This window comes from Pseudalkalibacillus sp. Hm43, from assembly GCF_054170705.1.
Genome location: NZ_CM135129.1, coordinates 15,588 through 35,106, shown reverse-complemented (window position 1 = coordinate 35,106; position 19,519 = coordinate 15,588). Strand labels below are relative to the sequence as shown.

The following is a 19,519-nucleotide window of genomic DNA, read 5'->3' as shown; positions in this document are numbered from 1 at the left end:
AACGCAGACTGAGCCCTATTTGCACTTATACTGAAGAAAGTGTTTACACTTTCTTCAAGTGTAAAGGAAAAGACTGACACGATCTTTGTGCCAGCCTTTCATCTTCGTATTATTTCTTTCCTACGGCAATCAATTCTTGTTCTTCTGCCTTCTCTTGTATTTCTTTCGCGTACCAGCTCTCTGCGTGACCTTCTTTCTGAATGTACTTCTCAAGTCCATATATGCCACGGTGATACGCGGTCAGTGCTTTATCCCAATCATCATACTTGGCATGAAGATAGTCCAAATAAACAATGGAAAGCTGGATCGCATAATAAGGGTTAAATAGCTGCTCTTTACTCTCGTACTTCATCCCAGCCATTTCTGCAATCCATGGTGCAGTATTCTCCATGAACTGTGCCATCCCGTATGCTCGTCCATATTTTGTTTCTGGACCGACCAGTGTCGGATCGAACTTGTTTCCTGTTTCCACACGTAACAACTCATAGACGATATAAGGATCTACATCGTTTCTCATTGCCTCGCGCACAAGAAATTTGCCCCATTCTTCTTTAAAGCGTCCGTCACTTTCTTTTTTGAATTGCTTCGAAAGTTTCTCCGCTTTCTTGCGAATCACATATCCGCTTTTTTGGGGTTTATCCTCTTTGCCCTTCTCCTTATAGAAAGACACCATTTGTTGATAATCTTTTTCGGATTCCAACATCAATGTTTCTGCCTTCTGTTTTTCAAGATCTTGTTTCAATTCATGATTTTGGAAAAGGATATATGAAAATGCCACGATCAAAGATAAAATTGTTCCTGATAACATGTACAAATACTTCTTGTTTTTCAACAAAAACACCTCATTTACAAGTAGGTATTTTGACACACGTCCTCCATCATAGATGAATTCAGTAGTCAAATCAAGTAAATGAGGCTATATAACCAGAATCTTACATTTCAATCAATGAATTGGTGATTTGAATTTTGCGCCTTTTGTTTCTTGAGTGTTCATAATCGTAATGAACGCCTGTTTATCAATGTCATACACGATATTCTTCAACTTGGTTACTTCCAAGCGAGTAATGACGGCATAAATGACTTCTTTCTGCGCATCCGTGTATCCGCCTTTTCCCATCAATTTCGTCGTACCTCGGCCGAGACGATCCAATATGGCTCCTGATATTTCCTCATAATGATCCGATACGATCAGTACGGCTTTCGTTTCATCTAGTCCTTGGATTACAGTGTCAATCGTCTTGAACGCAATATAGTATGTAAGGATCGAATACATGGCGCGCTCTGGTCCGAAGACGAAACCAGCCCATGCGAATACGAATATGTTCAAGAACATGACGATTTCTCCGATGGAGAACGGGATTTTTTTCGTAATTAGAATACCGAAAATTTCAGTGCCATCCAAAGAGCCTCCATGCCGGATCACAAGCCCGACTCCGACACCTAATACTAGGCCTCCGAATACTGTGGCAAGGATCAATTCATTTGTAAAAGGGTCTAATCCATGAAGTAACGGTTCGAATATCGCAAGACTCAGAATACCTACCATAGAGGATACGACGAATGTCTTACCGATTTGCTTATAACCTGAAAACATGAATGGAAGATTTAAAATGACGACAAGAACAGCAAAATTCAATGGGGTCAGATAGTCAAGAATCAGTGAGACACCGATGATTCCACCATCAATGATTTTGTTCGGAATCAAAAAAAGTTCGATGGATACCGCAGCAAGACCCGCTCCGATGATAATCATGATCAAGCGGTAAATCAAATGACCTATACTCTCTTTTTTATGTTGTTTAGGTTGTACCATGGGTCACTCCTCTGTTCTTTTTTATAATTATATCATGTACACTTGAAACTCTTAAAAATTTCGCTATAATTAACAATCGTGGCATATTTCATTTGCCATGGGCGGGAGAGGGTTACATTTTAGAAAGAAAGGTTTTAGATGAAACAATTTATCGAAAATTGGTTCCGACTTTCAGCACAAGATACGACGATTAAACAAGAACTTGTTGCTGGTATTACCTCTTTCTTCACAATCAGCTACATCATCATCGTGAATCCACTGATCTTAGCTGACGCAGGCATTCCGTATTATGGCGCTCTGATGGCGACCATCCTCGTCAGTATTATTTCATGCTTGTTCATTGGATTATACGCGAACGCTCCAATCGTTTTATCACCTGGTATGGGCGTTAACGCATTTTTCACGTATACGATCGTTGAAGGAATGGGCTTGACTTGGCAAGAAGGTCTCGGTGCCGTCATTATGGCTGGGATACTGTTTTGTATCGCGGCATTCACACCGATCAAATCACTCTTGTCAAAAGCCGTCCCAGAATCCTTAAAACATGGGATTACTGTTGGAATCGGATTGTTCCTGGCGTTCATCGGTCTCCAAAAGGCCGGAATCGTCGAGAAGAGTCCTGATACCTTCGTGAAGCTTGGTGACTTGAGCGAACCGAGCACATTGCTCGCGCTTGCTGGGTTCATCATCTGTCTGACCTTATATGTGAAGAAAATCAAAGGAGGATTCATCTTATCTGTCCTATTGATTTCAGTCCTTGCTTATTTCTTGGATTTGACACCGAAAGCACAGGCAGTTGATAACGATGCTTCCTTATTGATATTTGCAGCAGATATGACAGGTTGGATAACAATGGACTTTTGGATTGCGTCCTTTTCACTTGCATTGATCTTGATTGTGGAAAATATGGGGTTATTACACGGTATGTTGCCTAATGCTGACAAATTCGACCGTTCTTTCCAATCCAGTGCGTTTTCAAGCGTTCTATCTGGGATGTTCGGAACGAGTCCGACGATTTCAACAGCAGAAAGTGCATCCGGGATTGCAGAAGGCGGACGTACAGGACTTACAGCTGTGGTAGCTGGCTTACTGTTCATCTTATCGATCTTCGCTATTCCTGTGTTGTCAGGTATTCCTGATGCAGCGATCGCGCCGATCCTCATTGTCATCGGTGGTGTGATGATGCAATCGATTCAATATATCAAGCTAGAAGACTTCACAGAGAGTTTTCCTGCCTTCATGATCATTGCATTGATTCCGTTGACCTACAGCATCGTAGATGGGTTGGCATTCGGATTTATCGTGTATCCGATCATCAAGATGGCAGTCGGACAGTTCAAACAAGTCCCACGGACCATGTATGTCATGGCATCCTTGTTCATACTGAACTTCGTATTCCATTTTTATATGTAAGCTAGAAAAGCGCACGTCTGCGCACCAACTAATAAATATTCTTATCTAAAAAGAACAGCTGATCATTCAGCTGTTCTTTTCGTTTATAAAAGGAATTGTGAACGTAATCGTCGTTCCTATTTCAAGCTCACTGCGAATCTCGAACGACCCGCCATGTTCTTCGATAATCTTTTTGCATAGTGGAATTCCGATTCCGTTTCCTTTTTCTTTTGTCGTGAAGAACGGTCTTCCCAGTTGCTCCAGGACTTCCTGTTTCATCCCCGGACCACGGTCTCTGAAGATCACTTCATAATGATCTTCTTTTATATTCCCTTCCAACTGGATGTATCGATCTTCTTTTTGATTGCTGCACGCCTCGATCGCATTCCTTAGCAGATTGAGAACGACTTGCTTCACCATCGATTCGTTCACCATACTGAAACGTTCGCACTCATCAACCTGATATTCAAAAAAGAGATTATGTAATAGACATTCGGATTGTATGATATGGATGAGTGACTTGATGATCAAGTCCGGCCTCTGTTTCTGTTTATGCACTTTTCTTCTAGAAACAGATAAAAAGTCTTCTATGATCTCGTTCATGCGCGCGAGTTCGGACAAGACCGTATCGTAGTACTTGCTGAAGTCCTTCGTCACAGAAGATAGCTGGATGAAGCCTTGTATGACGGACAAAGGATTTCTCAGCTCATGTGCGACACCAGCCGCCAAATGGGAGACGGACTCCATTTGCTTCTTATATAACAATAAATTTTCAAATCTTTGTTGAGGGGAACGATCATATAGAACGAAACGGATACTTTCATCAGATTCGAAGTACATGCCCTTGATTTGATAAAGGATGTCATCTTCATAATAGAATCGTTCGTTCACGATCTTTGAGGAGCGTATTTCTTTTGTCATCTGTTGCATATGGGATAACAGAGGATGGTGAATATCGAGATGGAGCAGGTTCTGACCAATCAGTTGGTTGACAGACTCTAAGTCGAAGAACAACTTCATCCTTTCGTTACAACAGTCAATCTGATTACTCGATGTGATCGTCAATATTCCGATTTCGAGTTCACGGAACATGAATTTACGGAATTCGTACTCTTTTTCAAATTGCTTTTTAAAATCTGCAGCTTCATTCAGACGGTGTTCTCCGACAGCTTCATTGATGACTTTTCCATAAAGGACGATTTCTTCATCAAGCAATTTTCCTCGGTATTCCACGGTAAGCTGTTCATCATGCATCGTATGTTTCAATATCTCAGTCGCATACTGTTCAATTGTCAAATCTTCAATGAATGCGTATGCCTGAGGTTGATCTTCCCTCAAAAACAAATCATAGAAGTTAGGTGAATCTTCATTCAGAATTGAGGTTTGTGCTGCTTTATTGGATTCTATAATCGTTCCATTTGGTTGTATAAGTAAGTACAGATCATCTGAAAGATCATTCATGATATGTTGAAAGGCTGCAAATGTCTTATCTGATTGACAGAATTGCATTACACGCACCCCACTACCCTTTGACATAGTATTTTTATTATACTAAATATGCTTTCCAATACCTAGTGCAACCACCAATAAATCCCTAGACATATATCGTCAAAATGCTACAAACTTTAGACATTTTGAGACATTTTATCCGACTTTGGATACAAGCACAGATTAGGCACCCTCTTCATAAATTATGCCATGAGGAGGGAACAGGAAATGAATCCTTTTTTACAACAAATGATCAATCATAAGCTGAACACCCTGTCTGCTGAGGAATTGATCGCATTGGCTTCCCAGTACAATATCCAACTGACGAACACGCAAGCGACACAAATCGTCCGCATACTTAGAGAAGAAAAAATCGATGTCGCCAACGTCCAACAGAGAGATAGAATCATAAAAAAAATCGAAGCCGTCACCAATCCACAAGTTGCACAAACGATCCAGACCATGTTCCAATCCATCGTTCGTTGAACATCTATAACATAAAAAAGAGGATAACCAATTACGGTTAACCTCTTTCGTTTATTTATCCTTGCATGATCTTTTCGAGTAGATCCTCTTCAAAAGCCTGGTTACGCAGCATTTCAATCTCATGCTTATATGGCGGCTTCTTATTTTTCTTATCTTCTCCCACATAAGGTGTTTCTAAAATTTTAGGGACATCTTTCAATTGTGGGTGGTGGATGATATAGTTCAATGTTTTGAATCCGATCTTACCGAATCCGATATTTTCGTGACGGTCTTTTCCTGCACCGCGTTCATTTTTACTGTCATTGATATGAAGGACTTTCAATCGATCAAGTCCAATGATTTTGTCAAACTCGTCTAGAACACCATCAAAGTCGTTAACCAAATCATACCCTGCATCATGTGTATGACAAGTATCAAAGCAGACGGATAGCTTTTCATTGTGGGTGACCCCATCAATAATTGCTGCTAACTCTTCAAATGAACGACCACATTCAGAACCTTTTCCAGCCATCGTTTCTAAAGCTATTTGTGCGTTTTGCTCTTTTTCAAGGACTTCATTCAGCCCTTCGATGATTTTTTTGATTCCAGCTTCAGCCCCTGCGCCGACATGAGCACCTGGGTGCAATACGATCTGCTTCGCACCGATCGCATCTGTACGTTGGATTTCTGACGTCAGGAAATCGACCCCTAAGCGGAATGTTTGAGGCTTCGTCGTATTTCCGATATTGATGATATACGGAGCATGGACGACAATTTCATCAATGCCGTTCTCTTTCATGTGTGCAATCCCGTTTTCGATATTCAGTTCTTCAATCGCTTTTCGACGGGTATTTTGAGGTGCGCCTGTATAGATCATGAAAGTGTTTCCACCGTACGAAACAGCTTCTTCACTCGCACCTAATAACATCTTTTTACCACTCATCGACACGTGGGATCCTAATTTCAACATCTCTTATTCCCCCTAAAGTCTATTTGTTTCTTTTTCTGTTATGTTGTTTTTGTTTCTCCTGGAACTTCTTCTTATATCCAGGTTTGACTTTCTTAGGTTTAGGCATGACGTATTCTTTCGGATTTTTCTTCTTTTTCGGTTTCGTTCTTTGGATGTTCAGGTCGACCCAATCGTCCCCTTTTAGATCCTGATGTTTGAAGTCGATGCCTTTCTTTTCAATCTTCTCTAATTGATCCATTTCATCGCGTTCATACAAGACCGCTGCAATCCCGCTCATACCTGCTCTTCCAGTCCGACCGGAACGGTGGATATAGTAGTCAAGGTCTGTAGGGATTTGATAGTGGATGACATGGCTGATGCCTTTCACATCGATACCTCGTGCTGCAAGATCCGTCGCCACAAGATATTGACATTCTGCATTCGCCACACGTTTCATGACGTTCTTTCTCGTACGAGGCGGAAGGTCACCATGCAGACGGTCGACGTTCAGTCCTTCTGCCATCATGGCATCAGCAAGTTCATCGGCATCCTTTTTCGTATTGGCGAAAATGATCGCCAGAAACGGATTGAACCTTTTAGCGATGTCCATCGTCAATTCGATACGGTTTCTGTGACGAACCGGAATCGCAATATGTTCAATCTCACCTGGTGCTGCCTGTTCAGGTTTCACATGGACATGCTTTGGGTTGTTCATATACTTTTTCAAAAATGGTTCCAAATTTTCAGGGATTGTCGCAGAGAACACCATCATCTGTAATTCATGTGCCATTCTCGCAGCGATTTGATCGACATCTTCAATGAAGCCCATGTCGAGCATCTGATCCGCTTCATCGACAACAAGCATGTCCGCGTTGAATATAGAAAAGCCCTCTTGGACTACGAGATCCTTGATACGTCCTGGTGTGCCGATGATGATGTGTGGTTCATTTTTCAGTTGATCGATCATTCTCTTTCGGTCTGTACCACCGACGACCGTCTTGACATTGATTTTAGAATCTCCGACCAATCGAACAGCCACATCATATACTTGTCTTGCAAGCTCCCGGGTAGGAGCTGTGATGACAGCTTGTACTTTTTGCACCTCAGGATCGATTTTATCGAATATCGGCAAAAGGAAGGCAAGCGTCTTACCTGATCCCGTTTGCGACTGTCCGATGACATCCTGACCTTTGAGGATGCTTGGAATCAAGCGTTCCTGAATTTCAGTCGGACGTTCAAAATCTAACTTTCTTATCGCTTCAAATAAAAACGGTTTTAATTGAAACCGTTGTTCAAATACATTTTTATCCATAATTATCACCTTTTATTAGTAATTCCACAGTCAAAACGTTGTCCAATAACAACTGTACGCGCTCATTCGTTCAGTGCTTTTTTTGAACAGCCTCTTAGTATTATAGAGGAAAAAGAAACACAACGCTAATCTTTTTGGGGATATACCCATTCTTTCAGTGGATGGACACCAAACATTGTGCCATCGCATATCTTGTTTATCAGAATAACCACTTTTGTGTAAAGTTATTGAGAGTATGATGAAAGGAGCATCTTTATGTACCGTATGCCTCCCGGTTTCGGTCCCCCTGGTATGGGACCCATTTCGCAGTTCGGTCAAATGATGCCTTTTAGAGGGGGAGGACTTCCAGCTGGTCGTTCGCTTGGATTTCTAAGCCGCTTCCTTTCGCCAAATCCTGGTGCAGGCAGCGGGCTCAACCTAATAGGTATGGTTGAAAATGTTCAGAAAGTGATGAAGATGGCGGATACAGTCAAACCGCTCGTCCAACAATATGGTCCAATGGTGAAGAATTTACCTTCTATGCTTCAATTGTTAAAAGAATATCAAAACTATTCTTCGGACTCGGACTCTGAAGAGGAGGATTCGTCAACCGAGGAAAAGGAAGCTAAACCTGAGCAGAAGAAGAGGAGACGAAGATCAACAACAGGTACCAAACCTGTCAGAGGTAAAAAGTCTAGCGGGAAAAAGTCTAGTGGAAGAACGAAAGCTAGCCAAAGTACTTCTTCTGAAGTGACGAATCAGAAAGAAACTTCCTCAAAATCACCGAATAAAGAAACGAAGAATACAAAAATCACCAAAACGGTCACGAACAAGAAGGTTCCTCAGGTGAAACGCATCCAGTCCACACCCACAGGGCAAAACCGGAATTCCGTACCAAAACTTTATATATAACGATTGTTTATTTGTCAATCGGATAGGTCCTCCTTTATAATAAAGCCATGAGCGCATGTATAAAGGAGGACCTTTTTGTATGAAGGTAATGAAGGTTTCACCGCGCGGTTATTGTTATGGCGTTGTTGACGCGATGGTAATCGCTCGACAAGCTGCAAGTGATCCAGATGTACCTAGACCAATCTACATTCTTGGTATGATTGTTCATAATAGACATGTTACAGATGCATTTGAAGAAGAAGGTATCATAACACTTGATGGCCCTAACCGTTTAGAGATATTGAAGCAAGTTGATAAAGGAACTGTCATATTCACAGCACACGGCGTATCACCTGAAGTTAGACGAGTGGCGAAGGAGAGAGGTCTCCACACCATCGATGCAACTTGTCCTGACGTTACAGTGACACATGACTTAATCAGAGAAAAGAGAGAAGAAGGCTATCACGTAGCCTATATCGGTAAAAAAGGTCACCCTGAACCTGAAGGCGCAATGGGTATCGCACCGGATATCGTCCATCTGATTGAAACCGAAGAAGATGTCCGCAACCTGGACATCAAGGCTGATAAAGTCCTGATCACTAACCAGACGACGATGAGTCAATGGGATGTTCAGCACTTGATCAATATGATCCAGGACAAATATCCCCAGGCAGAAGTGCATGAAGAAATTTGTAAGGCGACTCAAGTACGTCAAGAAGCAGTTGCCGTTCAGGCTGTAGATGCCGACTTGCTGCTTGTCGTCGGAGATCCCCGAAGCAACAACTCAAATCGTCTCGCACAAGTTTCATGGGAGATTGCGGGTACGCCTTCACACAGAATTTCAGATGTATCTGAAATTCAACTTGAATGGTTGGAAGGTGTAGAAACGGTAGCTGTAACAGCTGGTGCTTCAACTCCAACTCCAATTACGAAAGAAGTCATCATGTTCCTAGACCAATACGACCCGAAAGACGAGTCGACATGGAAACGGGAACGAAAAGTGAAGCTCAGCAAGATCTTACCAAAAGTAAAAGCAGCAAAGAAATAATTAAATTGGAAGCTCAACCGGTACCGGTTGAGCTTTTTCATATCTGTTGCTACCTTTCCCTGAAATCCTTGGGATTTTGTTTTGAGGATAAGATAGAGCGGCTACCCTGCCCCAAATTCAGCTGTATCCAGATTTCGGGAAGGATAGAGCCTCTACCCTGCTCAAAATTCAGCTCAATCCCATTTTCGGGAAGGATAAAGCGGCTACCCTGCCCCAAATTCAGCTGTATCCAGATTTCGGGAAGGATAGAGCCTTTACTCTGCTCCAAATTCTGCTGAATCTCATTTTCGGGAAGGATAGAGCCTCTACCCTCCTCCAAATTCAGCTCAATCCCATTTTCGGGAAGGATAGAGCCTCTACCCTCCTCCAAATTCTGCTGAATCTCATTTTCGGGAAGGATAGAGCCTCTACCCTCCTCCAAATTCAGCTCAATCCCATTTTCGGGAAGGATAGAACCGCTACCCTGCTCCAAATTTAGATGAATCCCGATTTCGGGAAGGATAGAGCCTTTACCCTCCTCCAAATTCTGCTGAATCTCATTTTCGGGAAGGATAGAGCCTCTACCCTCCTCCAAATTCAGCTCAATCCCATTTTCGGGAAGGATAGAGCACCTATCCTTCCTACTTTTACAAAAAAACGAGCACGCCACAAAAGTGGGTGCCCGCTTGCTTATCTCATTATACAAATTTAAATGGATCAGTGTGCTCTTTTGAGCGGTAGATTTCAGTGGACGTTCCCTTCTCGCCTAACCACTCTGTCAAAATGTCTGCTACGCCATCAATCATGACTTTTTCAATGTTGTGTCCTGGATCGATGATCGCCATGCCTTCCATCCAGGCATCGTGTGCATAGTGATATTTGATATCGCCGGAGATATAGACATCAGCCCCTTTGAACATCGCATTGCTGATAAAGTCGTTTCCTTCCCCGCCGGAAACAGCAATCTTTTTCACCTTTTTATCAAGGTCACCTACCACGCGGACTCCGTCCAATCCGAATTTTTCCTTCAGCTGCTGAGCAAGTTCGCCGACGGTCGTTTCTCCCTTCAGTTTTCCGATACGTCCAACTCCGAACATTTCACCCGAATTATCGAGGACAAGCAGATCATAGGCGACTTCCTCGTAAGGATGCGCCTTTTTCAACGCTGCCATGACATCTTTTTCAATGCTCATTGGATAGAGCGTTTCAATTTTCACTTCATCCACGTACTCCATCTTGCCTTGTTCACCGATGTAAGGGTCAGTACCTTCCCGTGGCATGAATGTACCGGTACCGGGAGTATTGAACGTACAATGGCTGTAGTTTCCGATGAAACCAGCCCCAGCATTCCCTAGAGCATCCCGGACCGCATCAGCATGAGTTTCTGGTACGAACACGACGAGCTTTTTCAACTTATCCTCCATCGTGTCGGCCAACACCTCAGTATCGGTCATCCCAATCGCATCTGCGAGTAAATCGTTTACGCCGCCGACTGCTACATCCAGATTCGTGTGAGCGGCGTACAGGGTTATGTCATGCTTGATCAGCTTTTGGATCGTCCGTCCATGTGAGGTATCTGGATCGATCTTTTTCAACGGTTTGAAAAGGAGCGGGTGGTGAGCGAAGATGAAATCGACTCCTTCACGAATCGCCTCATCAATGACCGGCTCGATGACATCCAGTGTGACCATGATCTTTTTCACACGTTTATTACGTGATCCGACCTGCAGACCAATCGGATCCCAGTCCATCGCCATCCATTTAGGTGCGAGCTGATCGATTCGCTGGATGATTTCTTGAGCATGGACATAGTTTTCACTCATTGTATCGCCTCCGTAACAAATTTGATCTTCTTCTCTAACTCGTTTTTCCGTTCCGTAATTTCGTCTGAAGGAATCGCCTGTTGAAGCTGTGTGGCAATCCTTTCCCAATTGTTCTTTTCCCGTTTCCACTTCTTTTTGAACGTCTCACTTTTTTCCTGCATCAAAAAAGGTCCTAGAAGTTTTTCGGCTTCAGTCAGTTTCTCATGGTTATGAGATCGCTCAGCAACGAGGATTTCGTAGATTTTCTCATCTTCTTCCAGGATCGACTCTGCAACAAGTACCCATCCATTCGCTTCTAACCATTCACGGATGAATTTTGCCCCCATGTTCGGTTGCAAAACGAGCCGCTCAACACCAGGAAGTCTATCTTTTCCCCGGTTTAAAATGTTGCTGATCAGCTGTCCGCCCATCCCAGCAATAACGACAACGGAAACCTCGTTGGCAGAGATGACTTCGAGCCCATCGCCCATCCGCACTTCAATCTGATCTTCCAAGCCAAGTGCTTTCACCTGGGACAATGCAGAGTCAAATGGCCCTTTATTCACTTCGCCTGCGACCGCATGTCGAATGATGCCTTTTTGCACCCCATAACAGGGCAAATAAGCATGATCGGATCCGATATCTGCAATGGTCGCTCCTTCTGGTATGTATGTTGTCACTTTATCTAATCGTTTGGATATGGCTATCATCGTTCTCTCACCTATTCTATTGGTCTATACTCCCCATACTATAGCTTTTTTTGGTTTCCCAATCAACTTCACTTTCGAATATAAAAAGGGCCTTCCCAAGCAGTCACTTGAGTCAGCCCTTTTCTATGATTGATTAATGGCTATCTTCTTTCTTCTTCTCTTCGCCTTCACCTTCGCCGCCTTCTTCACCGCCGTTGACTAAGAATTCAGCGACTTTTTGTGCTTCTTCTACACTCAGGCTTTGGGCTGGCATTTGTCCTTTACCATTTTGAATGATCTCTACGATCTCATCTGGTTTATACTTAGAACCAACATCTGTCAAGCTCGGTCCTACTCCACCTTCAAGGTTTTGTCCATGACATGAAGTACAACTTTGCTGGACCAGTTCTTCACCCGACTTCGTTTCGCCTCCGCCGGCCGCTTGTTCTTTAGCTTCATGAACGCCTACTGCAGACATAACAAGCATGATTGCAATTCCTACAACAGCAGTAATGGCGAATGGAATCAATGGATTTCTTTTCATCTCTAATCCTCCTTTTGATGCAGGTTATACTCTGTTATTGTTTCCTACCTATGTAATAGTAAACAAGCCATTTACTATTTTACTTGAAAATTGATAGGAAGGAAAGCCTTAAACGATAGAGATGATAGGATTGTCATCATTTGGACACGTTTCCATTGCCATAGCAAGGTTTCAGAGGATTGATGATTACACGATTCCTGTCGACTTTTCCTTCCATTGCTGCGCCAATTCTCTTAATTTGTACTTCTGGATCTTTCCAGAAGCGGTCATCGGGTATTCATCAACTATGAAAATGTATTCCGGAATTTTATAACGGGCAATTTTCCCTTCACAATAAGAGCGGATTTCATCCGTCGTGATGGCATCGCCTTCTTTTACCTGAACACATGCCGCTACCTTCTCACCGTACTTTTCATCCGGTACACCGATGACTTGAACATCCACAATGGACGGATTCGTATATAGAAATTCTTCGATTTCACGCGGGTATATGTTTTCTCCGCCGCGGATGATCATATCCTTCAATCGGCCTGTGATCTTCACGTACCCCTCATCATCCATCGTCGCAAGGTCACCAGTATGAAGCCAACCCTCAGAATCGATCGCTTTCGCGGTCGCTTCAGGCATATTGTAGTAGCCTTTCATGACAAGATATCCGCGGGTACAAAGTTCACCTTGTACGCCAGGTGCCACTTCATCATTCGTCACAGGATCGACGATCTTCACCTCTGCAACCGGATGTCTTTTGCCGACGGTTTCAACTCTTCGCTCAATCGGGTCATCTGTACGTGTTTGAGTGATGACAGGAGATGATTCCGTTTGACCATAAGCAATCGTAATTTCTTCCATTCCCATCAGATTGATGACTTTTTTCATGACTTCAATCGGACATGGGGATCCTGCCATAATTCCCGTTCTTAACGTAGACAGATCATAGTCATCGAAGGATTCAAGATTCAATTCGGCGATGAACATGGTCGGTACCCCATGGAGACCTGTACATTTTTCCTTCTCGACTGTCTGTAACACCAACTCTGGGTCGAATTGGACGATCGGGACCATCGTTGCCCCGACAGAGACGCAGGCAAGCGTACCGAGTACACACCCGAAACAATGGAAAAACGGAACCGGTATACAGAGCCTGTCCTCATGTGAGAGGTTCATCGCATTCGCGACCTGGTAGCCGTTGTTCACGATGTTATAATGCGTCAGCATGACCCCTTTAGGAAAGCCCGTCGTCCCACTCGTATATTGCATGTTGATGACATCATGGACATCCAATTCTTTTTCACGTGCAGCGAGTTCTTCATCTGATACCGATTCACCCTTAGTTAGGAACTTTTCCCAGCTAAGCAGCCCATCAGCGTCTCCTTCTTCCATATACACGAGTTGGTTGAGGACAGGGAGCACTTCTGAGCTCACTTTTCCGTCATTTCCTGTTTGACCGATGATCGAATGGATGATCTCTACATAGGAACTATCCCGGAATTGATCCATCATGAATAAAGTCGTCGTATCGGATTGTTTCAATAAATATTCGAGCTCGCTCTTTTGGTAATTCGTATTGACGGTTACAAGCACAGCTCCCATCCGTGCTGACCCGAATTGTAAAAGCAGCCATTCAAAACGGTTCGTAGACCAGGCTGCGATATGTTCCCCTTTCTGAACGCCCATCGCCATCAAGGACTTGGCAACTTGTCCAGTCAGTTGATGAAACGCTTCATATGTATGCCGTATTCCCTCTTTGCTGTAGACGACCGCCTCTCGATCAGGCCATTTTTCCGCTTTCTCTTTCAATAGTTCGCCGATGGTTTGGTTCAAGTACATGAAACAGCACCTCCATAGAGTCATTGAATATTTCTAATTATCAGAATTTAATAGGAAAATAGAGAGGGGATTGGAAGTTCAATCCCCTCTCTACTCGTTCAATTGTTAGCAGCCGATCTCTCGAGCGATGACCATACGTTGGACTTCTGAAGTTCCTTCTCCGATTTCAAGAAGTCTACCATCACGGTAGAAACGTTCTACATGATAATCCTTCATGTAACCATAGCCACCATGGATCTGGATTGCCTGATCACATACTTCCATACAAATTTCAGACGCATAGAGCTTCGCCATCGAAGCTTCTTTCGCGAATTTACGCCCTTGGTCCTTCAGCCAAGCTGCTTTATATACTTGCGTTCTAGCGAGGTCAATTTTCATTGCCATGTCTGCAAGTTTGAATTGAGTAGCCTGGAATTTAGACAATGATTGACCGAATTGCTTACGTTCCTGAGCATACGCGAGCGCTTTTTCATAAGCCGCTTGAGCTATTCCTACGCCCATCGCACCGATTCCGATTCGACCCCCGTCAAGCGTCGCTAGGAATTGTCGGAAACCATAGCCTTTCTTACCAAGCATGTTCTCTTCCGGCACTCGTACATCTTCTAATATAAGCTCTGTCGTGTTAGATGAATTCAATCCAAGCTTCTCATAATTATCAATGACCTTGAATCCTGGTGCATCTGTATTGACGATGAATGCAGTAATTTCCTTTTTACCGCCATCACGGTCAGTAACGGCCGTCAACGCTAAATTCTTAGCATAGCTCGCGTTTGTGATGAAGCACTTACTTCCGTTGATGACCCACTCATCACCGTCTTTCACGGCTGTCGTTTCCGTTCCTCCGGCATCTGAGCCAGCGTTCGGTTCCGTGAGACCAAAAGCACCCATCGACTCTCCAGTACAAATCGGCCTTAGATATTTTTGTTTCTGCTCCTCTGTTCCAAATAGATCAAGTGGTGCCCCACCTAAGGAAATGTGTGCAGAATATGTGATTCCAGCCGATCCACATGCACGGCTCAATTCTTCGACAACGATCGCGAAACTGACTGCATCGGCACCGCCACCGCCATATTCTTCTGAAAAAGGAAGTCCCATCAAGCCGAGATCCCCAAGCTTTTTATAAATCTCGATAGGGAAGCGTTTTTCCTTATCTCGTTGCTCAGCTCCTGGTGCCACTTCTTCCTCCGCAAATTCGCGAATCATTTTCCAAATCATTTTTTGTTCATCGGTTAAATCGAAATTCATTTACTCCACTCCTGACTGTTGTAATATCTCTCTGTATACGCTTACATCAATTATACGTTTAAATGCAATAATTTTTCAACAGTTAAAAAAAGTGCGAATATATCGTCATTCGGTTGTAAATTTAATATGAATATCCTAAATTTTTCCGAAGAGGGTTTGCAAATGCTTTAGAAAATAAGTAAAATAAAGGACAAGATACGTCATTTGGGCTAATATTTTGAAATTTAGCAGGATTTTTGGCATAAAAAAACACGGATCATTACATGACCCGTGTTCATTGGATTCTATTCTAAGAAATCTTTCAATCGTTTACTTCTGCTTGGATGTCGAAGCTTACGAAGTGCTTTTGCTTCTATCTGACGGATACGTTCACGTGTTACACCGAATACTTTACCGACTTCTTCAAGTGTTCGTGTGCGTCCATCATCGAGACCGAACCGTAGGCGAAGTACGTTTTCTTCACGGTCTGTCAAGGTATCGAGTACATCTTCAAGTTGTTCTTTCAACAACTCATAAGCTGCAGCATCGGATGGAGCTAATGCATCCTGGTCCTCGATGAAGTCACCAAGGTGGGAATCATCTTCTTCACCGATTGGCGTTTCAAGAGATACTGGCTCTTGAGCGATTTTAAGGATTTCACGAACCTTCTCTGGTGAAAGTTCCATTTCTTTACCGATTTCTTCAGGTGTCGGCTCACGACCGATGTCTTGTAGCAATTGACGCTGGACTCGGATCAGCTTGTTGATCGTTTCCACCATGTGTACTGGAATACGAATTGTACGAGCCTGGTCAGCGATTGCACGAGTGATGGCCTGACGGATCCACCAAGTCGCATACGTACTGAATTTATATCCTTTACGGTAATCGAATTTTTCTACCGCTTTAATCAATCCCATATTTCCTTCTTGAATCAAGTCTAAGAAGAGCATTCCTCGACCTACATAACGCTTCGCGATACTTACAACGAGTCGCAAGTTCGCTTCAGCAAGACGGCGTTTCGCTTCTTCATCACCGTTCTCGATGCGTTGCGCAAGACTGATTTCATCATCTGCAGAAAGCAAGTCAACCCGTCCGATCTCTTTCAGATACATTCTGACCGGGTCATTGATCTTTACTCCAGGAGGTACACTTAAGTCGTTTAAGTCAAACTCGTCTTCCCCACTTTTGACAACCGTTTGAATATTCGGGTCATCGCCTTCCTCTTCATCGACGATTTCAACCCCTTGATCACCCAAATACTCATAGAATACATCCATTTGTTCAGAATCCTGTTCAAATGGAGCAAGCTTATTGGTTATTTCGTTATAAGTGAGAACTCCTCTTTTCTTACCGAGTTCAACTAATTGTTCTTTTACTTGATCGATGGTCAATTCACCTTCCGCTTCCTGGCGATTAGGTTTCTCAGCCATACGATCCCCTCCTTCCATACTTCTAACTTCTGTTACTGACTTTTTAACGCTTTTTTCAATTCCACGATTTCCATCGCGATCCGTGCAGCTTCAACCATATTCTGTTCGCGTTCTGCACGCTTTTTGTCTTTCTCTCTTTCTTGTATCTGTAGCAATTTGGGATATTTCTTCACTTGCTTTACATAATCGTAAAGTTCCTGGTCGGATATATCCTCATTGATTGTAAGCATTGCCAATTCTGTGACGACCTGCTTCAATCGTTGGTCATCAACTCTTTCTAGGAACAGACTGATATCAGGTGTATGGCCTTCTGCATAATAGGCATATAGATAAGCAGCAATCGCGCTGTATTCATCGATATTGAATGCCCCGCCAAGGAGTTCTTCCACCTTTTCTGCAATACTCACATCTTTTAACATATGAGCCAGTAGTATTCGCTCCGCGTTGTGGAATGCAGGTAGAAGGCGTGAAGATTGACCGATATATTTCTTACGGTTATTCTCCCTATTTCGACCATCATTATCCTTTTTCCTCTTCTGAGATACAAAAGCCTGATATTGTTGCTGTTTCAAAGCATCCAAAGAGAGATTGAACTCTTCCGCAAGCTGTCTTAAATAGTGATCCCTTTCAACAGCTTTCGGGAGTTTTGCAATTTCATGTAGTATCTCTTCGATATAGCGCATCCGTTCTCCTTCATCTTGGAGATTTTTTCCTCTGCGCAAGAATTGCATTTTAAATGCCATGACCGTCAAACTTGCCCCTATTACATCCTGCTTAAAGCGATCACCGCCGTAATTCTGGATATAGTCATCAGGGTCCATGCCAGGTGGCATTTGGGCGATACGTACATTGCAATTCACACTTTCTATGAGTTCCGTCGCTCGGAACGCTGCATTGATCCCAGCCTGATCGGAGTCATAACAGATGACGACTGTGGTGACATTCCGGCTCAGAAGCCGTGCCTGATCTTGTGTCAGGGATGTTCCTAATGTCGCCACACCATTTGTTATACCCGCTTTCCAAGCTGCTATCACATCGACATAACCTTCAAAGAGTATGACTTTATCCTCTTTTCTCATTTCAGGTCTTGCGAGATGATAAGCATAGAGAGATTTACTCTTATAGAAAATTTTCGTTTCGGGACTGTTCAGGTATTTCGGTTCACCGTCACCTAGAATACGTCCACCGAAAGCGATGTTTTTCCCCTGGGAATCCCAGATCGGAAACATGACACGATTTCGGAAGCGGTCGAAGAATTTTCCATCGAACTCCCTTTTTGCGAGAACTCCGGCTCCTGCCATCGTATCTAACGAATAGTTCCGCTTTTGTAAAAAGGCTGTGGCGAACTCCCAGGAGTCCGGTGCATAACCGATTTGGAAGTGTTCGATCATTTCATCTGTAAATCCACGATTATGCAAGTACTCTTTTGCTTTTTGCCCATATTCCGTGTTTGTTAAACAATGATGATACAATCTGGTTAACAAACCGTGTCCTTCTTTCATGATCTCCTTCTCTTTGGAAGCTTGATCATTTTGAGGAGAGGACGGCAGCTGGGGTAGTTCAACGTTCGTGCGCTCTGCGAGGTTCTTTACAGCTTCAATGAATGTGAACCCCTCGACCTCCATCAGGAAGGAAAAGACGTTACCGCCTTTACCGCATCCGAAACAACGAAAGATTTGTTTTTCTGCTGAGACAGAAAAGGATGGCGTATTTTCATTATGGAAAGGACATAGCCCAAAATAGTTTCGTCCTTGTTTTTTCAGTTGGACATATTCACCGACAATTTCGAGGATGTCATTCGACTTTTGGATACGTTCAATCGTTTCTTCAGGAATACGAGCTCCCATACTATCACCATTCTTTACTGATCGATTCTTCTTTAAAACAGAAAGAGAAGAAGATGAACTTTATTCTGCCAAGTCCGAAAAGATATTTTTGAAGCTTTCACTGAAACGTTCAGCATCCTCTTGTGTGAATCTGGAAGGACCTTTCGTCCGATGTCCAGATCTTCTCAGTTTGCTTGAGTAATAGCGGGATTGTAACAATGAAGGCATTTCTTCGTCTGTGAAACGTTTCCCTCTCGGTGATATGACATACACACCTTTTGAAACAAGAAGACTTGCTAAACCATGATCCTGGGTAATGACAACATTCCCTTCTATCGAATGGTTGACGATATACATATCAACCGCTTCAGGTTCAGAATCAACAAGAATCCACTCTGCATTTCGGTATTGATCTGTGGCATGACTGTATGAGGCAATAAAAAAAACCTTGTACTCATAGAAATTCGAGATTTCAAGGATTGCCTTCTTTATTTGATTCGGACATGCATCTGCATCAACCAACACATTTCGAGTTTTCTTCATGTACTTGTATTTCTACATCCTCTCATCGATTCCTGCCAATTTATCAATGTTTTATATTTCAGAATATTGTCGAATAGTTATCCATAGTATACCCACAATGTCAAGATTAATAACTTGACTGTGGAAATGCACACACAATAGAGTATTATAACGTATTTTTGTAGAATTGACTATTAAAAAGTATTGGCTGTCTTTGTATATTTCGACAAAAATCGGGAGTTTCCTTCTGTGATGTGAATATTTTTATAGAGGATGAAGCTTTGTACAATTTGAAAGATCCAAATTGCTGTCTGGCAGCGGATAAGTGATGTGCATCTT

General features: G+C 43.0%; 18 protein-coding genes. 4 read left to right on the top strand and 14 right to left on the bottom strand.

Annotated elements, in window-relative coordinates; genetic code table 11:
- Positions 1-109: 109 nt before the first annotated feature.
- Positions 110-808 (bottom strand): lytic transglycosylase domain-containing protein, encoded by a 699-nt coding sequence (locus tag ACXQIQ_RS00175; RefSeq protein WP_439300729.1) that lies wholly within the window; start codon positions 806-808, stop codon positions 110-112.
- Positions 809-943: 135 nt separating this feature from the next.
- A complete protein-coding gene (locus tag ACXQIQ_RS00170) occupies positions 944-1,813 on the bottom strand; it encodes a YitT family protein (protein WP_439300730.1) in 870 nt (289 codons plus the stop codon).
- A gap of 138 nt (positions 1,814-1,951) precedes the next feature.
- On the opposite strand from ACXQIQ_RS00170, the gene ACXQIQ_RS00165 reads away from it, so the two are divergent.
- On the top strand, positions 1,952-3,226 hold the full coding sequence (locus ACXQIQ_RS00165) for an NCS2 family permease (protein ID WP_439300731.1): 1,275 nt from the start codon (positions 1,952-1,954) through the stop codon (positions 3,224-3,226).
- A gap of 66 nt (positions 3,227-3,292) precedes the next feature.
- Here ACXQIQ_RS00165 and ACXQIQ_RS00160 read toward each other — a convergent pair whose 3' ends face one another.
- Entirely contained in the window at positions 3,293-4,714 is a 1,422-nt protein-coding gene (locus ACXQIQ_RS00160) for an ATP-binding protein (protein ID WP_439300732.1), read from the bottom strand.
- A 207-nt stretch (positions 4,715-4,921) separates the two neighbouring features.
- On the opposite strand from ACXQIQ_RS00160, the gene ACXQIQ_RS00155 reads away from it, so the two are divergent.
- Positions 4,922-5,179: a DUF2624 family protein gene (locus ACXQIQ_RS00155; RefSeq protein WP_439300733.1), complete on the top strand. Its 258-nt coding sequence runs from the start codon at positions 4,922-4,924 to the stop codon at positions 5,177-5,179.
- 55 nt (positions 5,180-5,234) lie between these two features.
- On the opposite strand, the gene ACXQIQ_RS00150 is transcribed toward ACXQIQ_RS00155, so the two are convergent.
- On the bottom strand, positions 5,235-6,128 hold the full coding sequence (locus ACXQIQ_RS00150; protein WP_439300734.1) for a deoxyribonuclease IV: 894 nt from the start codon (positions 6,126-6,128) through the stop codon (positions 5,235-5,237).
- Positions 6,129-6,147: 19 nt separating this feature from the next.
- Positions 6,148-7,419: a DEAD/DEAH box helicase gene (locus ACXQIQ_RS00145; RefSeq protein ID WP_439300735.1), complete on the bottom strand. Its 1,272-nt coding sequence runs from the start codon at positions 7,417-7,419 to the stop codon at positions 6,148-6,150.
- 255 nt (positions 7,420-7,674) lie between these two features.
- On the opposite strand from ACXQIQ_RS00145, the gene vrrA reads away from it, so the two are divergent.
- Both vrrA and ACXQIQ_RS00135 read left to right on the top strand, forming a co-directional pair.
- The gene (gene vrrA / locus ACXQIQ_RS00140; RefSeq protein ID WP_439300736.1) at positions 7,675-8,310 is read left to right on the top strand and encodes a VrrA/YqfQ family protein; all 636 of its coding nucleotides are present in this window, start codon (positions 7,675-7,677) and stop codon (positions 8,308-8,310) included.
- 79 nt (positions 8,311-8,389) lie between these two features.
- The gene (locus ACXQIQ_RS00135; RefSeq protein ID WP_439300737.1) at positions 8,390-9,337 is read left to right on the top strand and encodes a 4-hydroxy-3-methylbut-2-enyl diphosphate reductase; all 948 of its coding nucleotides are present in this window, start codon (positions 8,390-8,392) and stop codon (positions 9,335-9,337) included.
- A 49-nt stretch (positions 9,338-9,386) separates the two neighbouring features.
- On the opposite strand, the gene ACXQIQ_RS00130 is transcribed toward ACXQIQ_RS00135, so the two are convergent.
- The 9 genes from ACXQIQ_RS00130 to ACXQIQ_RS00090 form a co-directional block, all read right to left on the bottom strand.
- On the bottom strand, positions 9,387-9,911 hold the full coding sequence (locus tag ACXQIQ_RS00130) for a hypothetical protein (protein ID WP_439300738.1): 525 nt from the start codon (positions 9,909-9,911) through the stop codon (positions 9,387-9,389).
- 103 nt (positions 9,912-10,014) lie between these two features.
- Positions 10,015-11,139: a Nif3-like dinuclear metal center hexameric protein gene (locus ACXQIQ_RS00125; protein ID WP_439300739.1), complete on the bottom strand. Its 1,125-nt coding sequence runs from the start codon at positions 11,137-11,139 to the stop codon at positions 10,015-10,017.
- The gene (locus ACXQIQ_RS00120; protein ID WP_439300740.1) at positions 11,136-11,828 is read right to left on the bottom strand and encodes a tRNA (adenine(22)-N(1))-methyltransferase; all 693 of its coding nucleotides are present in this window, start codon (positions 11,826-11,828) and stop codon (positions 11,136-11,138) included. Before ACXQIQ_RS00120 ends, ACXQIQ_RS00125 begins: the two co-directional genes overlap by 4 nt.
- Before the next feature lie 133 nt (positions 11,829-11,961).
- Entirely contained in the window at positions 11,962-12,351 is a 390-nt protein-coding gene (cccA, locus tag ACXQIQ_RS00115) for a cytochrome c550 (RefSeq protein WP_439300741.1), read from the bottom strand.
- A gap of 186 nt (positions 12,352-12,537) precedes the next feature.
- Positions 12,538-14,178, bottom strand: coding sequence for an AMP-binding protein (locus ACXQIQ_RS00110; RefSeq protein WP_439300742.1), 1,641 nt, complete (start codon positions 14,176-14,178; stop codon positions 12,538-12,540).
- A 105-nt stretch (positions 14,179-14,283) separates the two neighbouring features.
- The gene (locus ACXQIQ_RS00105) at positions 14,284-15,423 is read right to left on the bottom strand and encodes an acyl-CoA dehydrogenase family protein (protein WP_439300743.1); all 1,140 of its coding nucleotides are present in this window, start codon (positions 15,421-15,423) and stop codon (positions 14,284-14,286) included.
- A 284-nt stretch (positions 15,424-15,707) separates the two neighbouring features.
- Positions 15,708-16,832, bottom strand: a complete 1,125-nt coding sequence (gene rpoD, locus ACXQIQ_RS00100) for an RNA polymerase sigma factor RpoD (protein WP_439300744.1) — start codon at positions 16,830-16,832, stop codon at positions 15,708-15,710.
- Positions 16,833-16,864: 32 nt separating this feature from the next.
- Positions 16,865-18,679 (bottom strand): DNA primase, encoded by a 1,815-nt coding sequence (gene dnaG / locus ACXQIQ_RS00095; protein ID WP_439300745.1) that lies wholly within the window; start codon positions 18,677-18,679, stop codon positions 16,865-16,867.
- A 60-nt stretch (positions 18,680-18,739) separates the two neighbouring features.
- Positions 18,740-19,201: a YaiI/YqxD family protein gene (locus ACXQIQ_RS00090; RefSeq protein WP_439300746.1), complete on the bottom strand. Its 462-nt coding sequence runs from the start codon at positions 19,199-19,201 to the stop codon at positions 18,740-18,742.
- Between the last annotated feature and the right edge of the window lie 318 nt (positions 19,202-19,519).

Bases quoted from the DNA above. Each gene is read 5' to 3' on its own strand.
- ACXQIQ_RS00125 (WP_439300739.1), bottom strand. From the start codon at position 11,139: ATGAGTGAAAACTATGTCCATGCTCAAGAAATCATCCAGCGAATCGAT.
- ACXQIQ_RS00110 (WP_439300742.1), bottom strand. From the start codon at position 14,178: ATGTACTTGAACCAAACCATCGGCGAACTATTGAAAGAGAAAGCGGAA.
- ACXQIQ_RS00160 (WP_439300732.1), bottom strand. From the start codon at position 4,714: ATGCAATTCTGTCAATCAGATAAGACATTTGCAGCCTTTCAACATATC.
- ACXQIQ_RS00175 (WP_439300729.1), bottom strand. From the start codon at position 808: ATGTTATCAGGAACAATTTTATCTTTGATCGTGGCATTTTCATATATC.
- ACXQIQ_RS00155 (WP_439300733.1), top strand. From the start codon at position 4,922: ATGAATCCTTTTTTACAACAAATGATCAATCATAAGCTGAACACCCTG.
- ACXQIQ_RS00150 (WP_439300734.1), bottom strand. From the start codon at position 6,128: ATGTTGAAATTAGGATCCCACGTGTCGATGAGTGGTAAAAAGATGTTA.
- rpoD (WP_439300744.1), bottom strand. From the start codon at position 16,832: ATGGCTGAGAAACCTAATCGCCAGGAAGCGGAAGGTGAATTGACCATC.
- ACXQIQ_RS00145 (WP_439300735.1), bottom strand. From the start codon at position 7,419: ATGGATAAAAATGTATTTGAACAACGGTTTCAATTAAAACCGTTTTTA.
- ACXQIQ_RS00170 (WP_439300730.1), bottom strand. From the start codon at position 1,813: ATGGTACAACCTAAACAACATAAAAAAGAGAGTATAGGTCATTTGATT.
- ACXQIQ_RS00120 (WP_439300740.1), bottom strand. From the start codon at position 11,828: ATGATAGCCATATCCAAACGATTAGATAAAGTGACAACATACATACCA.
- ACXQIQ_RS00165 (WP_439300731.1), top strand. From the start codon at position 1,952: ATGAAACAATTTATCGAAAATTGGTTCCGACTTTCAGCACAAGATACG.
- vrrA (WP_439300736.1), top strand. From the start codon at position 7,675: ATGTACCGTATGCCTCCCGGTTTCGGTCCCCCTGGTATGGGACCCATT.
- ACXQIQ_RS00090 (WP_439300746.1), bottom strand. From the start codon at position 19,201: ATGAAGAAAACTCGAAATGTGTTGGTTGATGCAGATGCATGTCCGAAT.
- dnaG (WP_439300745.1), bottom strand. From the start codon at position 18,679: ATGGGAGCTCGTATTCCTGAAGAAACGATTGAACGTATCCAAAAGTCG.
- ACXQIQ_RS00135 (WP_439300737.1), top strand. From the start codon at position 8,390: ATGAAGGTAATGAAGGTTTCACCGCGCGGTTATTGTTATGGCGTTGTT.
- cccA (WP_439300741.1), bottom strand. From the start codon at position 12,351: ATGAAAAGAAATCCATTGATTCCATTCGCCATTACTGCTGTTGTAGGA.
- ACXQIQ_RS00105 (WP_439300743.1), bottom strand. From the start codon at position 15,423: ATGAATTTCGATTTAACCGATGAACAAAAAATGATTTGGAAAATGATT.